The following is an 18,429-nucleotide window of genomic DNA, read 5'->3' on the forward strand; positions in this document are numbered from 1 at the left end:
GCAGTGAAACTTAAAATCATCGATGCATTCGATTATATTCTTTTGGTCTGCGTCCTCGTGCTTACCGCGGCAGGCATCGCATTCATCTATTCGTCCGCGATCAATTCCGACGGCGTTCTCGTTACGAATGAATACGTCAAACAGACGGTTTGGGCTTCTATCGGCATCGTGCTTATCGTCATAACGGCGCTCTACGATTATCGAAAAACGACGCGCTACGCCTATATTTTATATGCGGCTCTGGCTCCCGTGCTTTTGTATACGGTCATATTCGGCCGCCACGTCAACGGTGCGAACAGCTGGATCGGCATCGGTCACTTCGGCATACAGCCGTCCGAATTCGGTAAAATCATTTTTATTTTATTTCTCGCAAAATACCTTTCCGAAAGCGCCGGCGAAGTTCCGTTAAAGCGTTTTTTAATCGCCGCAGCCATTTTCGCTCTTCCCGTATTATTGATACTCGCTCAGCCCGATTTGGGAACGGCGAGCGTCTACATTCCCGTTTTTCTCGTCATGTGTTTTATGGCCGGTATTCCGCTTCGCTACATATTGTTCGTATTTGCCGTCGGGATGGGGACGATTTTTTTAACCGTGCTTCCGGTGTGGAACGACGTCATCGCGCATCGGAAAATTGCTGTAATCGGAGCGCTCACCGACATACGCTTGCGTCTTTTGCTTATCGCCGCATCTCTTTCGATTGCGCTCATCGGAATCGTCGTGCGGCGCTATTTGCGCGGACAGCGGTATTTTTACTGGATTTCATACGGCGCTTTTATCGTTGCGCTTTCGCTTTTCGGTTCATACGGAGCCGGACACGTGCTCAAAGAATATCAGATCAGCCGCCTCATCGTTTTTCTCGATCCGTCCGTAGACCCCAGAGGAAGCGGATGGAACATCATTCAATCGAAGATCGCGATCGGTGCGGGCGGCATATTCGGCAGGTCGTTTTTGCACGGTACGCAGAGTCACTATCGATTTTTGCCGCAGCAGAGTACGGACTTTATATTCAGCATTTTGTCGGAAGAGCTCGGTTTTATAGGCGGGCTTATCGTCTTTGTGCTCTACGGCCTTATCTTTTTTCGGACGCTGAAAATCATGCGAAACTCGACGGGTTACGGTTTGTATATCGCAGCGGGTATACTCGGCATGTTCTTTTTTCATTTTTTTGTCAACATCGGTATGGTTATGGGCATCATGCCGATTACGGGAATACCGCTTTTGTTTTTGTCGTACGGGGGGTCGTCTCTGTTGACTGCGATGGTCGCCGTAGGCCTTCTCATGAGTATCAATTACCACAAATACGGATTTGACGCATAGCCTTGAAGCCCGTAAAACAAACGGGGATAATTAATAAAGTCCCGGCAAAAGAGCCGCATCATTTATCCCGGTAGACAGAATTCGACACAATCGACATTTCAAAATATTGCCTAAAAAGCGGGGTAAAACACCCTGTTTTAAGGGGGTATTTTCATATCTTTTGGTAGACAGAATATACATTATGGGATGTAATTTAGGCGGGTAAATTTTTACACCGCGTCCGCGTCGTGGCGGCCAAGCAAAGAAAGCCGGCGGGTTTTAATTCCGGTTATCGCGGTAACGCATGCACAACCCAGGCGCACTTTTTTCCGTACGCAAAATACGCAAACCGCAAGAGCGACGATCGAATTATTCTTTGTTGATTATTTCCGAAACGCAATCGAGCACGTTGCGGTTTTTATCGATTAAAAAACTTTTTTTACAGCCGGCCTTTTCGCCCGCAATCACGTCTTTTTCGCTGTCGCCGATCATATACGATGCGCCGATATCGATATTGAAATCTTTTGCCGCCTGCAGGAGCATACCGGGTTCGGGCTTACGGCAAGCACATTTGCATTTGTATGCGGCGTTTTCTCCCGCAAAGCCTTTATCGGGATGATGCGGGCAAAAATACAAACCGTCTATAAACGCGCCTTTTTTTCCGAGTTCCGTTTCCATCTTATTGTGAATGCGTTCAAGTTCTTCGAAGGTACACTCTCCGCGGGCGATTACCGGCTGATTCGTTACGATGATTGCAAGGTAGCCGGATGCGTTGATTTTTTTTATCGCTTCGGCCGCTTCCGGAAGCAGTTCGAAGTTTCGGGCGTCGGTGATAAAACCGCAGTCTTTGTTTATCGTGCCGTCGCGGTCGAGAAAAACGGCTTTTTGCTTCGATCGTAAATTGCGCGCGGAAACTTTGCCGCTTCGGATGTCGGCTTCCGTTTCGTAGTAGCGCTCGGGCGTTCCCATGTCTTTGATGTATTCGGGCGTTTCGTACGCGAAAATTTTTCCGCTTTCGATATTCGGTTTTAAAACGTCCCGATCGAGGTCGATTTTATCGGGCGTTTCGTGATGGCGCGGTACGAAAGTCCGCGCGGTTTTTCGAAGCAGTTCTGGCGAAATGATTTCGATGCCCGCGTTGACGAGGTTTCGATACCACGTGCGCTCGTCTTCTTTTGCAAGCCATTTGACGACGCGGTGCGTATGCACGGGAAGCCCGCCTTCACTTTCGGGCGGCAGTATTTCCGTAACCAAAAGCGATGAATCGTAGGGATGTCCGTTCGGATGGGACGCGAGGCTTGCCCACGCGTTGTGCGTTTTGTGAAAATCGATAAAGCGATTGAAGTCGACGTCGAAAATTATATCGCCGCAGAGCAAAAGGAAATCGTCGTCGATTGCGGTTTTCGTATCGATTTCGCCGCAATTTTTTCCGTCGAGCATTTTAAAAAGTGCGCCGGCCGTTCCGAGCGGATGATCTTCCGTAAAATAATCGATAGTGACGCCGAACGCGCTCCCGTCGCCGAAATACTCTTTGATGACGTTTCCGAGATAGCCTACTCCGATCGTGATGTCCTTGAGACCGCACGCGCGCAGGTTTTCGATTTGATATCGGAGGATCGGCTTGCCGCAGATTTCGATCATGGGCTTCGGGACGTCGCTTCTGACGCTTTGAATGCGGCTTCCCTTGCCGCCTGCCATAATAATTGTTTTCATACGGTTAAATTAATAAGCTCCCTACTCTCTTTCGATATAGGTTTCGGGCCCGTAATAGATAACTTTCGTGCCGTCGTTTTCAAATCGGAACGGAACGTACATTTGATTTGCAAGGGCGGCTTTGACCGCTTCCTGTTTTTCAAACGGAACGTAGAACAGTAAAAAGCCGCCGCCGCCCGCACCGAGCAGTTTTCCGCCCAAAGCTCCGGCTTTTATCGCTCTGTCATACTGTTCGTCTATGCTTCCGGTTGAAATGCCCGGTGAAATGCCGCGCTTTAATTTCCACGTATAGTCGAGCAGCTTTCCGAATTCGTCGAGATTTACGGTTTTGTCGGTAAAAATCTTTTCGGCTTCATCGACAAGGCGGTACATTTTCAAAAGCTCTTCGGTTTTGTCTTTCATCGATTTTTCGGTACTTTGCTGAATATCCGAACTGAAGCGGCTGAATCCCGTAAAAAAAAGCATGAGACGGTCGTTGAGCGCTTTTTTGCGTTCTGGACTGATAATGACGGGTTTGACGCTGTAGCCGTCTCGGTTGAAATCGATGCGGTTAAAGCCGCCGAAGCTCGCCGCGATTTGATCCTGAATGCCGCCTGCCTCTTTGCATAAAATGCGCTCCAAATAAATCGCGTCGTCGGCAAGTTTTCGTTTGTCGGCGTATTTGCCTTTGAGCGCATAAAAGGCTTCGAGCATGCCGACGGCAAAACTCGAAGAAGTGCCCAATCCGCTTCGCGCCGGAAGATCGGATTCGTAAGTCATGCGGATATCGTGCATGTCGAGCCACTGCATCGCATTGCGGATCGCAGGATGCACGATTTCATCGTTGGAAAAAACTTTTTCTTCTTTGGAATACGTGAGATGCGTTTTGTAATCGAAAAACGGCGGCAAGTGGCGCACCGTTACGTAACAGTATTTGTCGAACGTCGTCGAAATGACGGCGCCTCCGTGTTTATCGTAAAATCCGCTGAAATCCGTACCGCCGCCGAAAAAACTCATGCGAAACGGAGTTTGTGTAATTATCATACAAAACACTATAAGGGCTAATCACCGCCGTGTCAATGATCGCGGCTTTAGAAAACTCGAAATTGAACTTTCGGTTTGTCAGCTTCCCGTCGATTTCGTTTTCAGATCTTCGGCAATCCGTCGCGCTTCTTTTTCGTTTTCGGGTCTCACGTATACCGACCACACATAGGGACTGTAATTTGGGTTGATGACTTGGCGCATATTGATCTTTGCGCCGCAGCCGCACGCGACTTCCGTCTGCACCCAGCCGGTACCGTAGGCAATGCCGTTTTTTTTGAGCAGCTTTTTGAGCGCTTTGAATTCACCGTAATTCCGGCTTTCGTAAATTTCAACTTTTTTTCCGAATAAAAGCATATCTACTCCGCTTTTATAATTATACCTCATTATATCACGTTCCGAGCCGATACGGCAAACCTTATGCAAGTTTTTCGAGCCGCTCTCTGATAAATTCGCTTTTTTCTTTGAGACCGATTTTTCCGAGTTTTAAAAACAGCATATTCGGTTTTGTAGCGTCGAGCCATACGCTGCCCGAACTTTCTTTTATCAGCTGCAATACGCGATCGACCGAAATGTCGGATACTTTTGCAAATTCGATTTCGACGACGCCCTTCGATTCTTTGAGCGCGCTCACCGAAAGCTTTTTGCACAGGATACGTATTTCGGCGAGCGACAGGAGGCTCGCAACTTCATCGGGTACGGGACCGAAGCGGTCTTCGATTTCGTTCATCACCGCGATCAATTCGTCGTCCGTCTGCACCGACGCGATCTTTTTGTAGATTTCCATTTTCGTCTCCGCCGAGCGCACGTAGGCGTCGGGGATAAAGCCCGTGTATTCGAGTTCCATGAGCACTTCGCTCTGCGCTTTGTAATTTTCAGAGGCGGTAAGGCGTTCAACCGCTTCGTTCAGCAATTTCAAATACAATTCGAATCCGACGGCATACACGTCTCCCGACTGGTCGCGGCCGAGCAGGTTTCCCGCCCCGCGGATTTCCATATCTTTCATTGCGATTTTAAAACCGCTTCCGAGTTCGGTAAAATCGCTGATGACTTGCAGGCGCTTCATCGCGACTTCGGAAAGAGATGTATTTTCGGGATATAAAAGATAGGCGTACGCTTTCCGGTCGCTCCGCCCGACACGCCCGCGGAGCTGGTAAAGCTGCGATACGCCGTACATATCCGCCCTGTCGATGATGATCGTGTTGACGTTCGGTATGTCGATGCCGTTTTCGATGATCGTCGTCGAAACGAGTACGTGAAATCCGCCGAGTTTAAAACGGCGGAAGATGTCTTCAAGTTCGGCGCTCATCATTTGTCCGTGCGCGACGTCGACGAGCATTTCGGGGACGAGCCGTTCGATTTTGCGCCGCACTTCGAAAAGGGAGTCGACTCGGTTATGCAAAAAAAACACTTGCCCTCCCCGCTCCGCTTCCCGCCTGATCGCAGTCGCTACGCGTTCGTCGCTGTACGGCTCTATAGACGTTTCGATCGCCTGCCGGTTTTGCGGAGGCGTCGTCAATAAGCTCATGTCGCGGATTTTCAGTAAACTCATGTGAAGCGTACGCGGGATCGGCGTCGCCGAAAGCGCAAGGCAGTCGATATTCGCTTTCATCTCTTTGAGTTTTTCTTTGTCCTTTACGCCGAAGCGCTGCTCTTCGTCGATTATCATGAGGCCGAGATTTTTAAAAACGACGTCTTTTTGAATGACGCGGTGCGTGCCGATAAGAATGTCGATATCGCCCGATGCGAGGAGAGTTAAAGTCTTTTTTTGTTCCGCGTGCGGCACAAAGCGCGAGAGGACTGCGATTTTGACGGGGAAATTCGCAAAGCGTTCGACACAGGTTTCGTAATGCTGTTCGGCGAGGATCGTCGTCGGCGCCAAAAAAACGACTTGCTTTCCGCCCATGACCGCTTTGAACGCGGCGCGCATCGCGATTTCGGTTTTGCCGTAGCCGACGTCTCCGCAGATGAGGCGATCCATAGGGACGGGTTTTTCCATATCGCGCTTGACTTCTTCGGTGACGATCGCCTGATCTTTCGTATCTTCGTACGGAAAAGCCGCTTCGAACGAAGTCTGCCATTCGGTATCTTTCGGAAACGGAAATCCCCTCGACGCTTTTCTTCTCGAATAGAGATCGATGAGCTTTTTTGCCAAATCTTCGACGGCTTCCTGCACTTTGCGCTTTCGGTTTTCCCAGCTTTTGCTGCCGATTTTATCGAGCTTCGGAGCATCTCCTTCGCTTCCGATATAGCGCTGCACCATATTCACCTGTTCGATCGGAACGAAGGCGACCTCTTTGTCCGCATACTCGAGCTTTATATAGTCCCGTTCGTTGCCGCCGGCTTTTACGCGCTCGATACCGCAAAAGATGCCGATGCCGTACTGCACGTGCACGACATAGTCGCCGGGTGTGAGTTCGACGAAAGTGTCGATTGCGGCGCTTTTCGCTTTTTTCAGCGATTTCGGCACCGCCCGCCTTCTGCCGAATATTTCGTTTTCCTGTATGACGATGAGCTTTAAGTCGGGGATCGAAAAGCCTTCGGATATCGCTTCGGGAAAAACGGCGAGCGCATAACGTTTTTCGATCGAAACGGAAGGGCGCTCGAGCGTACGATTTTTATACGTTCCCGCATCATGCGTTTCGCTGTCGCTTTCGTTCGAGGAGGTTTCGTCTCCGCGCTCTCCGGTAAAATCCGAAAGCAATCGGGCTATGCGCCGTTCCTGATTTTCGCCGTCCGCAAAGACTGCGATCTTCCAGCCTGCGTTTTGCAGCTTTCCGATTTCCTCTTTCAAAAACGGAATATTGCCGAAAAAGCTCCGTGACACTTCGCACGGAAAAGCGATATCGGACGGAGATTTGTCAGTTGAAGCTGTGTCCGCACGAGAAACCGTATGAAAAAGTATACATCTTGATACTGTTTTTAAGTTCTTTTGGAAATCGGAGAGCATTTGCTCGGGCGGAAAGGCAGGAAACGAAAGGCGCGCTTTCCGATACATGCCGCCGTATTCCCGAACGATCGTTTCTTCGGCATTTACGAGACGCTCGTAATCGAAGAAAAAAACGGCCGTCCGCTCGCCGATATAGTCCGAAATCGTACAGCGTTTTTTCCACAACACGGGATATAAGAGTTCTTCCCCTTCGCACGATTTTGCCGTTTCAAGCTCGGAAAGCATATTCGATAACACGGCTTTCGCTTCTTTCGTAAACGGGAGGTGCGCGCGAAAACTTTTTCGCGAAAGCGGCTTTTCGTCTCCCGATACGCCTGCATCGGTCAACTCATCTTCGTCGGAAGACGGTATCTCGCCGGCACTCGTGTCATCCGCCGTATCGGAGTGTCCGTCCACATCGGAAAACGGCGCTGCCCCGTGTTGCAATGCCACATCCGACAGCCTCATTTCGTCTTCGGCGCTCACGGCCGTCGATTCGTAGGCTTCGATCGCATTTTTCAAATCGGTCAAAAGCGCATCGTCCCAAATCACTTCGCGCATCGGGGAAATAAAAACGCTTTCGAGGGAGCCGGTCGTCGTCTGCGTATCCGTGTCGAAAGTTTTAATCTGTGCGACGGTATCGAAGTCGAAAATGATGCGGCACGGAGCGGTGCTTTGCGGAACGAATACGTCGAGCACTTCGCCCCTCAAACTGAACTCACCCTGCACGTAAACGCGCGGCGCTCTCGTATAGCCGAGAGATGAAAGCCGCTCTGCGGTTTTTATCGTGTCGGTGCGCAAGCCGCGCGAAATCGAAAAAGAGCGGCGCTTTACCGATTCGGGAGGCGGAAGCGGCGAAAGAAAAACGCGTTCGCTTACGATAAAGATTCTCGGCTTTTGAGAAAAACCTTCCCTTCCTTCTCCGGCAAGTTTTGCAAGAGCCGCCGCGCGCTCTCCGAACACGGCCGCACCCCGCGATACCGGACGATAGGGTATCATACCCCACCACGGTATATCGATTATCTCCGCTTCGGGAAAAATCGAAGTCAAATCGGTGCGGATATCGATTGCTTCGTTTTCTCCGGGCGTGACGATGACGATGTCGGATGAACGCGAATCGAACGATACCGCTCCCGATACGCTTTCTTTAAACGCCGAAGATTGTATGCGCTCCGAGTATTCGGCTGTAAAATAAGCTGAAAGAGCGCCGTGAAGTCCTCTGACCGAAAAAGGAAAGCGGCACGAAGCATCCGTCAAACGGGAAACAGCATCGCGCATGGGAGGCCATGAGTGTATTGCTTCTTTGATAGAATTTGTCGATAATGTATACATACGGTTTGTCCGATATTATAAGAAAGGTCTATTACCCTTATACCTTTTGGGAGACGTAATTGAAACGTACTGTTTTTTTGATTATATCGTGTTTAGCCTTCTTTGGACAGTCGGCATCCGCGCAAAGCCGCATACAAAACGCAGCGGTTTCGATAAAGTTTTATGATAAAACCATGTATTATCCCGATGCTGCGGATTCGAATCCCGTGTTCATTCACATAACGGTGCGCAATACGGGGACGGATACGCTTCGTTTTAAGCTCGCCGACGACAGAATGTTTTCGATCGATTTCAACGCGTACACGATCAAAAACGAACGCCTTTCGCAAACCGAAATGCTTGTCAGAAAACGTACGACAAATCAAACGGTGTATTTCCGGGAAATTGCGCTCGAAGCGGGTGAAGAATATTCGTTCGTCGAAAACTTAAAAGAATATCTTACCGTCGCAAATCCGTCGGTCTACTATGTCGACCTCACGTTTTATCCCGAGCTGTACCGTTTCCGCGACGAGCGCATCACATCGAATCGCCTTACGCTCGAAGTGCGCCCTTCTCCGTCGGCCGCTTCGTCTTCATCGATTCCCGTCGAAGCGGGAACCATGCGTATCCTGCAGCCGGAGATGATTCCGCCGGATCAAGTCGTAGAGCGGACTATCGTCGCGCGGCAAAAATCGCTGTGGGATCAGTATTTTTTGTATATGGACGTCGAAGCGATGCTCGAGCGTACACCTTCTCAAAAGCGGCGTTACCGAGCGGCTTCGGCCGATGAACGGGAGCGCATGATCGGCGCGTATAAATCGGATTTGATGCAGTCGCGGATCGACGGCGACATCGTTGCCGTACCCGAGCGATTTCAAATCGAAAAAACGGTGTATTCCAAGACGGAAGGAAGCGTGGTCGTCACCGAATGGTTTAACAACCGCACCTATTACGAAAAGAAAAGCTATACGTACCGTCTCCGCCAAAGAGAAGGCGTTTGGCAAATCTACGATTACACGGTCGTCAATCTGGGGACGGAATGAAAGCGATCATCATCTGCGACGACGACGAAGTTATCGGCAAAGTCGATGTCGCCCTCGCCTCTCTTTCCTACGATACGATTATCTACCGCTGGCTTTTAAAAGCGCTCGACAACATCGAAGAGATTCGGCCGGATATCGTCGTCGTGAACGCGTCGGATTATCCCCGCCATTGGAAAACATTGACACAGTTTATTAAAAGCGGCATTGCGGGAAAGATTCCCGACGTCATCCTCTATGTGCCGAAATCGTTTTCGGAAACGGAAAAAATGAAAGCGCAAAAGCTCGGCATCAAAGGCATATTCGATTCGTGCGATGAAGACGGTATGTCGTTTTTCCGTTCCATAGTCAATTCTCCGACAGGCGCCCTTTCACCCGATTTCGAAAAAGCGGATAAAGCGCGGAGTGCGGAAACGGATGCGGTACAAAATACGGAAACGGCTTCGATATCGGTACCGGACGAGGGGCAGCATGCGGAAGCGGCTTCGATGTCGGAAACCGTATCGAAGGAAGCGCTTTCGGCCGGCAAAATCGGAACGGCAGTCTTTACGCACCCGAAGACGGGAGCGTTCGTCACCGGAACGATACGCGATCTTTCCGACGGAAACGCGGAGTTTACGGCCGACATACCTTCTTTCGCTCGAGGCATTTCTCCCGGAGACAGGATCGAAGAGCTTTCACTTCGTACGGCGGGCGTACCGACGTATTGTACGGCTTCCGTTGTAAGCGCCGGAAATGAAATTATTATAAGGCCGGATAAAGCATGAAAGGAAAACAAAGGGCAAAATTTTTTTGCGAAAACTGCGGTGCGGAAGTCCCTGCGGATGCGCGCGTGTGTAAAAACTGCGGACGCTTTTTTTCTTCGGTACGCTGCCCCGCGTGCGGCGCTACAGGAAGCGCTTCGAAATTTGCCAAGGGCTGCCCCGTCTGCGGTTACGCGACGGATTCGGGCACTTTCAATATATCGGCGTATTCGGAAGAAGAAAAAGAAGAAGTTCGCCGTCGCCTTACGGGCGCCGAACAAAAAAAAATAAAAGGAGCCTTTGCCGCATACGAGCGCAAACACGCACGAGGATCGGGCAGCGCGCTGCCGTTTTGGGTCTACGCCGTAACGCTTGCGGTTTTTTTAGGAGTTATCGCGGCGGTCGTAAAGCTCATGCGGTGAGAGATGATACCGCTTTCGGCATCCGAGCCGTTTGCCGTTCCTTCAATACGTAAACGTGCCGTAAATCGCTTTAAACGTATCCGCGTAGCGGTCGAAATCTTCGGGAGTGGAAGAAAAAGTCAATACGTACGCTTCGGTTCCTCTGATCGACACGAACTGTATCTGCTGCAAAGCGATTCCGTTGAGTTCGCCCGAAAATATCTGATAGTCGGCGCCTTCTTCGATGAGTTTGAAATTCGCGTAAAGCTTTTTCAGCACTTCCCTTCCCGATTTTAAATATGCTTTTACCGAATATTTTGACGGAAGTTTTTCTACGGTTAAATTACCGTTTTCCTGAAACGTATCGTTTTCTTCGATCGGAGAATAGAGGATAAACACGGTTGCGGAATCCGTCCGCTGTGCGAGCCAAAGCGAAGGAACCGTTATGGAATAGTTGTCGATTTTTATCTCCATGCCGCCATCGCCGAACGCCGCCGTCGCAAATGCGAAAAATAAAACCGCCGCAAAAACCGCCGCTTTTTTCATACAAACCTCGCTGTTGTTTTTCAAAATTTGCGGCGGATTTAAGTAAAAGCGCCGCTTTCGATTTTTCGGGCCGCGCACAAGCAAAGGTATCGGATACGACAATTTTGCGGCGCGGATATCGTTATCTTATTCGAGCATATCGGTTTTGTCAATTGTACGTGTGCCGTCTTTTAGCCGCGCGGCGCTTTTGCAGGGTCGATCGGCATACCGTTTTGGAAAACCATAAAGGTCAAACTCGGACTTCCCGCCGCATTTTTTCCGGCAGTGCCGACCGTATCTCCGCACACGACGTAATCGCCTTTTTTTACATGCACCGAACCGAGCCACGAATACGCGTAGATCAATCCCGTCTTCGATTCGACGAACACGATATTTCCGTAGCCGCGGTACATTCCGGTGTACATGACGGTTCCCGCGCGGATCGATTTTACCGGTTCGTCTTTTTCAGCCGAAAGTTCGACGCCCGACACTTTACCCTTCGTGTAGATGACGGACGGATGCTTGACCGGCCATAAAAGCGAAGAGTCTCCCGTTCTGGCACTGCTCTGAGATGAAGATGCACTCTTACCGGATGAAGCATTGTTCGGAAGATTTTTTGCGACAGCTGCGGATTTTGCGGGCACTTTTATATGCTGCCCTACTTTGATCACGGCATCGTTTGCCATATTGTTTATCGAAAGCAGATCGTATAATTTTATATCGTATCTCCGCGCGATCGAATAGAGCGTATCGCCTTTTTGAACGGTATAGGTTTCCGCATTTTTTGCGATTTCGGAAACGGGCGCGTTCCCCTTTTTTTCCGGTACGGCGCTCAATGCAGCCGCATTCGTTATATCGGCCGACGGAATTGTCAATTTTTGCCCCGCTTGAAGCACATCGTTTTCCGAAAGATTGTTCGCAGTTCGAAGCTCTGCAACCGTAAGCTCGTAGCGGCGGCTTATCGAATAAAGCGTGTCGCCTTTTTTGACGATATACGTGCTGTCCGCAAAAACGGACGCGGAAATTGCAAAGATGAGGGCGATACAGACTGCAAACGAGGGCGATTTTTTTCCGTTGACTTTCATACCGTTATAGTATCGGCAAAAAAAGCGAATTTAATGAGACGGACAAACGGACTGTCGAAAAAGGAACCGGCTTTTAAGAAACACCATTCGCCGCAATCGAAAGGCAGCGTCAAAGCGCGACCAAATCCTGAAATAATTTTCCCGCGTCGATGCCGTTTATCGTTTCGCCCGGCGCATAGTGTGCGAGGAGACTCTTCCGTCCGTGCACCAAGTGTTCGGACGTAATGCCGTGCTTTATCGAACTGTCGGCTTCGAGAAGGGCTGCAAGATGATCGGACAGGCGCACGAGACGGCCGTCGACGGGTTCAAAGGCGTCGACGTTAAAACGCCCGTTCAAATCTTCCCACGAAACCGCTTCGCTCTTTCCGTCCCGCCGTATGCGGTTTACGAATTCGTCGTTCGTATAGTAGCGCAGTTCGTCGACAAAAAAATCTTCCATAAGCGGAACGAGTTCTCTGCCTGCGATTTCGTCTTCGATGCGCTTTACGATGTCGGGCAGCGCGTCGGTCGCCTGTTTGACCGGCGAGATGATATCGCGCGTAACGGCTTCCGGCAAATCGTGAAAGAGAGCGCAGAAAAAGTTATTGACGATGCGCCGCGGGCACATTTCGATTCCGGTGCTTCGCGCGAGCAGCAGCGTCATCACCGCGACAAAATAGCTGTGACCGAGCACGTTCGTCTTCGGCACTCGCGGCGTTTGATTCCAGCGCGTTTGAAAGCGCAGCTGTTCCGTCTTTAATAAAAAATCGTAGGTCTTTTGATGCGTGAGCATCATCTGCAGTCCTTCCAAATCGAGGTATGGCCGGATCTGCGCTTGGAGTTCCGTTTCGATCTTTACAAGGCGCTCACGCTCGTTGACGACGGAGAGCATTTGCAGTTCGCGCATCGTCGAATACTTGTGCGCCGCCTGCAGCACGCGGTAGGATGCCGTAAGAGATGCGGGGATCGGAAGCGTTTCCGCTTTTTGACCGACATAGATCGTAAAGCGGGAAAAGAGTTCTTCGTCGTTTATGAGCGGACGGTATTGCGAAAGCACCCATTCGTCGAGCCGAAGATATTCGGCGGTGTATTCTTGTTTTAACAAACGCTGCACGGGCGCTTTTATATCGCACAGGGAAATCTTTCGGAGCAGGTCGAACAGCGATGCGTAAGCCATCCATTCCCAATCGATCACCTCTCCTTTGTGCTCTTCGAATTTTCCGATGACGTAGGCGATGATCATCTTTTCGCCGGCTTTATCCATTTCAATCAAATCGAAAGGCCGGATCAAATCGTTCCAGCGTTGAATGGAAAATCCTTCGAAAATTTTGAGGGCGAGCGCTTTATTGATCATTATGAACTTGAACCCGCTTTTTGATCGGCTTCCATTTTATCTTTCCAAATGACGGCCTTTTTTTTGATATCTTCGGCATTTGTCTTATCGCCGATCGCGAGGCAGAGTTTGTGGCGCGCAAGCAGAAATTTGATCGCGTTACGCATATCGTCGATGCGCCTCGTCGAAAGCTCGTATTTATCGCGGTAGCCGTTTGCCGAAGCGTCGAGCAATTTTTGCAGTTTGCGTATGTAAAGAACCGTCGTTTCGTAATCGGCAGAGCTCGGTTCAAAATAATCGCGCGCGCCCTTTTTCATGTCGATGAGATTTTTTGCAACGGCGGTAAAGCGCCCTTCTAGTTCGACGAACGACCACTTCCATTTACTGTTTTCGCCGAACGCGTCTTTTAAAAGACGTATGGCGAGTCCGAGCTTTCTCATGAGCATATAACGTTTTGCAATCGGCGTATTCGCGATGTTTTCCCATTTGGGCGAAAGCTCGGAGTACGGCACGTCGATAAAATTCGTTACGATATCTTCGAGGTAGATAATCGCACGGTAGAGCGTTTTGCGTGCTTCGTTAAGCGCATCGTTGTTTTTGACTTCGAGTATTTTCAGCGATAAACTGTTTTCCGCCATGTAGAGGCTCGAAACGAAAACCATGTCTTCGGCAAGCTGCAGTTTTTTATACGCTTCGCCCGCATGTTCGCTTTTCATGAGCTCGATGAGCGCCTTTTCTTTTGCGAGCAGATCGTCGATTTGTTTTTGATAGGGCTTAATCGCTTCGGCAAGCTGCCCCCGCGTCGTTTCCGATATCTTTGCCATACCCGTCCCCCGATTTATTTGCTGCCGAACCGTTCGAGCATCGACCGCGCGTGCTCAAGCGATTCGCTCGAATTTTCTCCGGAAAGCATACGCGCGATCTCTTTTACGCGCTCCTCTCCCCGAACGCTCCTGCATTTCGACGACGTTTTTCCGTCCGATACGTTTTTTTCTATCTTTATCTGATTATCGGCATAAACGGCGATACTTGCAAGATGCGTTATGCACAATATCTGCCGGTTTTTCGCGAGGTTTTTGAGATGGCTTCCGACCGATACCGCAACTTCTCCTCCGATGCCCGTATCGATTTCATCGAAGACGAGAGTTTCGACGGGATCGGTTTCGGCGAAGATCGTTTTAAGCGCAAGCATGACGCGGGAAAGCTCGCCTCCCGAAGCGATTTGAGCGAGCGGTAAAAGAGGAGAGCCGGGGTTCGCGCTTATCAAAAATTCGACGTTGTCCATGCCGTAGGGGCCGCATTTTTGTACCGCACCGGTCCCGGGCTTTTCTTCGACGCGCACCGAAAAGCGCGTACCTTTCATACCGAGCTTTGCAAGCACCGATTCGACTTCTTTCGACATCGCTTCACCCGCCGCTTTTCGTTTTTCCGAAAGCGCTTTTGCGGCCGTATAGACGCGCCGCTCGGCCTCCAACGCTTCTTTTTCAAGGGAAGCTTTATCGGTTTTTCCCGCACCGAGCCGTTCGAGGTTTTCTTCGGCTTCGGCCGCATACTGCAAAACTTCGGAAAGAGGAGCGGACGGGGACGACGCGTATTTTTTCTTTAAATTATAGATGAGGGAAAGGCGCTCCTGTACTTCGGTAAAGCGCGCGGGATCGAAGACGAGCTTATCTTTATACGCGGAAAATTCTTCGGCAATATCGGACACTTCGTAAAACGCCGATTCCACGCGCGAATCCAAATCGGAAAGCGTTTTATCCATTTCGAGCGCATGAGAGGCATCGCGCCGCACTTGTTTTAAAATCGACACGGCGGAAGTTTCGTTGTCGGAAAGCATGTTCGTAATCGCATCGATGTCGGAGGCGAGCTTTTCGTAGGACGAAAGCCTCCCCTCCTCTTCTGAAAGCCGGACATCTTCATCGGCTTTGAGCTTCGCTTCGTTTATTTCTTTTAGAGCGAACGAATACATTTCGATTTTCCGTTCCCGCTCTTCGCTCGATGCGTTGAGTTCGTCGAGAAGTTTCCGCTTTTCGACGAGTTCGGCGTACAGTGCGGTAAAACGGCGCACGTCTTCGGTGATGCCCGCTCTCGCATCGAGGAAAACGCGGTGCTGCACAACGCGCATGAGCGACTGGTGATCGTGCTGTCCGTGAATGTCGACGAGAAGTGCCGAAAACGAGGCCAAGTCGGCTCTCGTGACGGGCGTACTTTGGATCCACGCCGACGATTTTCCGGAGTCTCGAAGCGTGCGGCGCACGAGTACGCGTCCGTCGTCGCTTTCGATGCCGTGCTGCAAAAGCCATGCTTCAGCCGTCGCATCTTCTTCTTCACCGGCGAGTGAAGTCTGCAAAACTTTCGGCACATCGTTTTTAGCGCGTCCGTTTTTTCCGTCGCCGAGCAAAAAAGTTCCCGACACCGACGCTTCGTGAGAGGGGCTTCGGATCATCTGAGCGTCCGATTTTCCGCCGAGCAAAAACGACAGCGCGCCGATGAGAATCGATTTACCTGCGCCGGTTTCTCCCGAAAGCACGGTAAAGCCGCGCGGAAATTCTATCGAAACCGAATCGATGAGCGCGAAATCTTTAATCGTCAGGTCTTCGAGCATGCGGCCCTCCCGACCAATTCAATTTTGAACGAAGCGCGCTGCAAAACTTTTCCGTCGTGCAGCCCGCAAGCTTTACTTTGTGCGCGGCTTTCCGTACGGTGATGACGCTTTCAGCTTTCAGCGCAAAAGGCGTCTGTCCGTCTACGGTGATAAGCGCCGCCTCTTTCCGCACCGAAAGGAGCTTTATGCACACTTCTTCGCGCGGATCGAGCACAATGGGACGCGACGAAAGCGAAAAGGCATTTATCGGAGTGAGAATAATCGCATCGAGTTCAGGATCGACGATCGGTCCGCCTGCAGACGCCGAATACGCGGTCGAACCGGTAGCCGTACTGACGATGATGCCGTCCGTTTTAAAAACGCCGAGCGGCACGCCGTCGTAGGATACTTCGAGTGAAACGGTTTTTGCAGCCGTGTCCGCGCTGACGACGACATCGTTTAAGGCGACGGCGGAAAAATTTCTGCCTAAACCGCGCGAAAACGAAACTTCGAGCATGCTTCGCTCGCCGATAAAGAGCGCACCCGATAAAAAAAGTTCGAGCTTTTCTTTCCATTCGTTTTTTTCGATACTCGCGATAAAACCGAATTCGCCCAAATTGACCGGAAATACGGGAATGCCGAGAGATGCGCAGCCGCGGGCGGCAAAGAGCACCGTTCCGTCGCCGCCGAGCGTTACCGCAAAATCCGAACCGGAAAACGGATTGGCATCGCTGAAACCGTCAAAGCGATAAAACGACGAGGCGATATGTTTTTCTTCCAAAAAACGCTTGATTTCGTTTCCGAGCGACTGCGATTCGGGTTTCGACGTGTTGACGACGATACGGCACTTTTCCATACGGCTCCCGCTCACGGCAGCGTACCGAGCACTTTGACGATCTGCGCCGTCTCGCTGTGCGTGAGCCGCGGATAGAGCGGAAACAAAACGCAGCGCAGACTGAGCGATTTTGCGCGGATGCACGAAGGAGAAAGCGCTTCATCGCGGAGCGCAATAACCGAGCGTTCGAAAGCTCGCGCGATTTCGATGCCTTTGCGGTCGGTGTACTGCTTGACGTCTTTGTACGCGCTCGAAAGGACGAGCGGAAAGGTACACATCGTCGAAGCTCCGTCAAAATCGCGTACGAGCATTGTATGCCTGCCCGACATACAGGCACGCTGAAAAAGCGTAAAGATTTCCTTGCGTTTTTCTTCGTTTTTATTGAATTCGCGAAGCTCGACCCACGCGAGCGCCGCGTTCAAATCGGGAAGCAAATCCGTAAGAGGCGCTTCGTCCGTGTATTTTTTAAGCGGGATCCAATCGCGCCTGCTTCCCGCCATGACGACCGCTCCCCCGCCTGCGGTGACGACATCGCGCTCTTCGAGGCTCAAAATCGCAAACACGCCGTATAAGCCCGCCCTCGCGCGCGCGGCTTCGGCAGGCGTACGCTCCGTCCCCTCAGGGACGGGAGCCGAAGATCCGACACTCTGCGAAATATCCTCTATAACGGGAATACCGAGAGACGCGATCGCGTCCATATCGGGCATAATGCCGTTCGTTTCGTGCAGGAGGAGGATACGTCCGCCTTTTTTGATCCCCTCGGAAACGATATCCGCCGTCATGAGAGCGGTCGCTTCATCGACGTCGAGCACGAGCGGCGTATAGCCGAACTCTTCGAGGGCGAGTATCTGCCACGAAGGAGCAAGAGCTGAAATCATCACCATCGTGCCGCTTTCCGCACCGAGCGCTTTCATCGCGTATTTCAGCGCGATGGAAGGACTTCTCACGGCGACGGCGCCGTCGCATTTGAAAAATTCTTTTACCGACTGGATAAAACGCGCGTTCATCTCACCCGGTCCGATCTTTTCGTCGACCATGCAGGTGAGCACGGCGTCCATCTCTTTTCGTCTGATCGTTGTGCTGTATGTTCGAATCATCGTCGTCCGTTAAAAATCGACAATCTTTTGCAGTTCTTTCGGATTGAACAGCTTGCGTATATCGAGCATGATGAGGTAGGTGCCGTTGTCGGCGCGGATAACGCCTTGAATGTATTCCGAGCCGATACCGCTGAACATCTGCGGAGGATCTTTTATATCATCGGCCGTCACCGAAACGACGCGCGCGACGCGGTCGATGATGATGCCGATCTTATTGTTTTCGATGCTGAGGATGATAAAGCCGCCTTCGATATCGGGATCGATGTCTTCGTCCTTCAGCGATTTCAGCCGAAAACGCTTGTGCAGATCGATGATCGGAATGATTTCCCCGCGCAGATTGATGATTCCTTCGACGTAATACGGCGCATTCGGGATGGGACGTACATCCTGTATTTTTACGATTTCCTTTACATCCATGATATCGACGCCGTATATTTCATCGCCGAGCTGAAACGTTACGAGTTGAAATTGGGAATCTTCTCCGGCCATATGTGCTCCTTGAAAGCTGTTTTTGTCATCATATACCATATTTACACAT

16 protein-coding genes are annotated in these 18,429 nt (G+C 50.8%); 4 read left to right on the top strand and 12 right to left on the bottom strand.

Annotated features, from left to right (window positions below; genetic code table 11):
* The first annotated feature begins 3 nt into the window (after window positions 1-3).
* Entirely contained in the window at window positions 4-1,317 is a 1,314-nt protein-coding gene (rodA, locus tag HRI97_RS06115) for a rod shape-determining protein RodA (protein WP_253727248.1), read from the top strand.
* 348 nt (window positions 1,318-1,665) lie between these two features.
* Here rodA and HRI97_RS06120 read toward each other — a convergent pair whose 3' ends face one another.
* The 4 genes from HRI97_RS06120 to mfd form a co-directional block, all read right to left on the bottom strand.
* Window positions 1,666-3,009 carry an HAD-IIIA family hydrolase gene (locus HRI97_RS06120; RefSeq protein ID WP_253727249.1) on the bottom strand — a complete coding sequence of 448 codons (1,344 nt, stop codon included), beginning with the start codon at window positions 3,007-3,009 and terminating at the stop codon, window positions 1,666-1,668.
* Between the two features lie 21 nt (window positions 3,010-3,030).
* Complete coding sequence (locus tag HRI97_RS06125) at window positions 3,031-4,032, bottom strand: GHMP family kinase ATP-binding protein (protein ID WP_253727250.1); 1,002 nt, start codon at window positions 4,030-4,032, stop codon at window positions 3,031-3,033.
* A gap of 78 nt (window positions 4,033-4,110) precedes the next feature.
* A complete protein-coding gene (locus tag HRI97_RS06130; protein WP_253727251.1) occupies window positions 4,111-4,386 on the bottom strand; it encodes a hypothetical protein in 276 nt (91 codons plus the stop codon).
* A 61-nt stretch (window positions 4,387-4,447) separates the two neighbouring features.
* Window positions 4,448-8,236, bottom strand: coding sequence for a transcription-repair coupling factor (mfd, locus tag HRI97_RS06135; protein ID WP_253727252.1), 3,789 nt, complete (start codon window positions 8,234-8,236; stop codon window positions 4,448-4,450).
* Between the two features lie 131 nt (window positions 8,237-8,367).
* Between mfd and HRI97_RS06140 the strand changes: the two genes are divergently transcribed.
* The 3 genes from HRI97_RS06140 to HRI97_RS06150 are packed head-to-tail and all read left to right on the top strand — an operon-like array spanning window position 8,368 to window position 10,474.
* Window positions 8,368-9,312 (top strand): hypothetical protein, encoded by a 945-nt coding sequence (locus HRI97_RS06140; RefSeq protein WP_495574010.1) that lies wholly within the window; start codon window positions 8,368-8,370, stop codon window positions 9,310-9,312.
* Complete coding sequence (locus HRI97_RS06145) at window positions 9,309-10,076, top strand: hypothetical protein (RefSeq protein WP_253727254.1); 768 nt, start codon at window positions 9,309-9,311, stop codon at window positions 10,074-10,076. Before HRI97_RS06140 ends, HRI97_RS06145 begins: the two co-directional genes overlap by 4 nt.
* Window positions 10,073-10,474, top strand: coding sequence for a zinc ribbon domain-containing protein (locus HRI97_RS06150; protein WP_253727255.1), 402 nt, complete (start codon window positions 10,073-10,075; stop codon window positions 10,472-10,474). Before HRI97_RS06145 ends, HRI97_RS06150 begins: the two co-directional genes overlap by 4 nt.
* 42 nt (window positions 10,475-10,516) lie before the next feature.
* Here HRI97_RS06150 and HRI97_RS06155 read toward each other — a convergent pair whose 3' ends face one another.
* The 8 genes from HRI97_RS06155 to HRI97_RS06190 all read right to left on the bottom strand — a co-directional run bounded on the left by HRI97_RS06155 (window position 10,517) and on the right by HRI97_RS06190 (window position 18,380).
* The gene (locus HRI97_RS06155) at window positions 10,517-10,999 is read right to left on the bottom strand and encodes a hypothetical protein (RefSeq protein WP_253727256.1); all 483 of its coding nucleotides are present in this window, start codon (window positions 10,997-10,999) and stop codon (window positions 10,517-10,519) included.
* Window positions 11,000-11,169: 170 nt separating this feature from the next.
* Window positions 11,170-12,063 carry a M23 family metallopeptidase gene (locus HRI97_RS06160; RefSeq protein WP_253727257.1) on the bottom strand — a complete coding sequence of 298 codons (894 nt, stop codon included), beginning with the start codon at window positions 12,061-12,063 and terminating at the stop codon, window positions 11,170-11,172.
* Between the two features lie 109 nt (window positions 12,064-12,172).
* Window positions 12,173-13,396, bottom strand: a complete 1,224-nt coding sequence (locus tag HRI97_RS06165; RefSeq protein ID WP_253727258.1) for an HD domain-containing protein — start codon at window positions 13,394-13,396, stop codon at window positions 12,173-12,175.
* Window positions 13,396-14,199, bottom strand: coding sequence for a TP0443 family flagellar-associated protein (locus tag HRI97_RS06170; protein WP_253727259.1), 804 nt, complete (start codon window positions 14,197-14,199; stop codon window positions 13,396-13,398). The genes HRI97_RS06165 and HRI97_RS06170 overlap by 1 nt, the downstream gene beginning before the upstream one ends.
* Window positions 14,200-14,213: 14 nt before the next feature.
* Window positions 14,214-15,980: a DNA repair protein RecN gene (recN, locus tag HRI97_RS06175; RefSeq protein ID WP_253727260.1), complete on the bottom strand. Its 1,767-nt coding sequence runs from the start codon at window positions 15,978-15,980 to the stop codon at window positions 14,214-14,216.
* A complete protein-coding gene (locus tag HRI97_RS06180; RefSeq protein WP_253727261.1) occupies window positions 15,958-16,815 on the bottom strand; it encodes an NAD(+)/NADH kinase in 858 nt (285 codons plus the stop codon). Before HRI97_RS06180 ends, recN begins: the two co-directional genes overlap by 23 nt.
* 11 nt (window positions 16,816-16,826) lie before the next feature.
* Window positions 16,827-17,891 carry a DegT/DnrJ/EryC1/StrS family aminotransferase gene (locus tag HRI97_RS06185; RefSeq protein ID WP_253727262.1) on the bottom strand — a complete coding sequence of 355 codons (1,065 nt, stop codon included), beginning with the start codon at window positions 17,889-17,891 and terminating at the stop codon, window positions 16,827-16,829.
* Window positions 17,892-17,900: 9 nt separating this feature from the next.
* Window positions 17,901-18,380 carry a chemotaxis protein CheW gene (locus HRI97_RS06190; protein ID WP_180486208.1) on the bottom strand — a complete coding sequence of 160 codons (480 nt, stop codon included), beginning with the start codon at window positions 18,378-18,380 and terminating at the stop codon, window positions 17,901-17,903.
* Window positions 18,381-18,429: the final 49 nt, after the last annotated feature.

Origin of the sequence: Treponema socranskii subsp. buccale (assembly GCF_024181585.1) — a bacterium.
GTDB classification, from domain to species: Bacteria; Spirochaetota; Spirochaetia; order Treponematales; family Treponemataceae; genus Treponema_D; species Treponema_D buccale.

Coding starts and splice junctions, on each gene's coding strand:
- HRI97_RS06120 (WP_253727249.1), bottom strand. CDS start 3,009: ATGAAAACAATTATTATGGCAGGCGGCAAGGGAAGCCGCATTCAAAGC.
- HRI97_RS06125 (WP_253727250.1), bottom strand. CDS start 4,032: ATGATAATTACACAAACTCCGTTTCGCATGAGTTTTTTCGGCGGCGGT.
- HRI97_RS06130 (WP_253727251.1), bottom strand. CDS start 4,386: ATGCTTTTATTCGGAAAAAAAGTTGAAATTTACGAAAGCCGGAATTAC.
- mfd (WP_253727252.1), bottom strand. CDS start 8,236: ATGCGCGATGCTGTTTCCCGTTTGACGGATGCTTCGTGCCGCTTTCCT.
- HRI97_RS06145 (WP_253727254.1), top strand. CDS start 9,309: ATGAAAGCGATCATCATCTGCGACGACGACGAAGTTATCGGCAAAGTC.
- HRI97_RS06150 (WP_253727255.1), top strand. CDS start 10,073: ATGAAAGGAAAACAAAGGGCAAAATTTTTTTGCGAAAACTGCGGTGCG.
- HRI97_RS06155 (WP_253727256.1), bottom strand. CDS start 10,999: ATGAAAAAAGCGGCGGTTTTTGCGGCGGTTTTATTTTTCGCATTTGCG.
- HRI97_RS06160 (WP_253727257.1), bottom strand. CDS start 12,063: ATGAAAGTCAACGGAAAAAAATCGCCCTCGTTTGCAGTCTGTATCGCC.
- HRI97_RS06165 (WP_253727258.1), bottom strand. CDS start 13,396: ATGATCAATAAAGCGCTCGCCCTCAAAATTTTCGAAGGATTTTCCATT.
- HRI97_RS06170 (WP_253727259.1), bottom strand. CDS start 14,199: ATGGCAAAGATATCGGAAACGACGCGGGGGCAGCTTGCCGAAGCGATT.
- recN (WP_253727260.1), bottom strand. CDS start 15,980: ATGCTCGAAGACCTGACGATTAAAGATTTCGCGCTCATCGATTCGGTT.
- HRI97_RS06180 (WP_253727261.1), bottom strand. CDS start 16,815: ATGGAAAAGTGCCGTATCGTCGTCAACACGTCGAAACCCGAATCGCAG.
- HRI97_RS06185 (WP_253727262.1), bottom strand. CDS start 17,891: ATGATTCGAACATACAGCACAACGATCAGACGAAAAGAGATGGACGCC.
- HRI97_RS06190 (WP_180486208.1), bottom strand. CDS start 18,380: ATGGCCGGAGAAGATTCCCAATTTCAACTCGTAACGTTTCAGCTCGGC.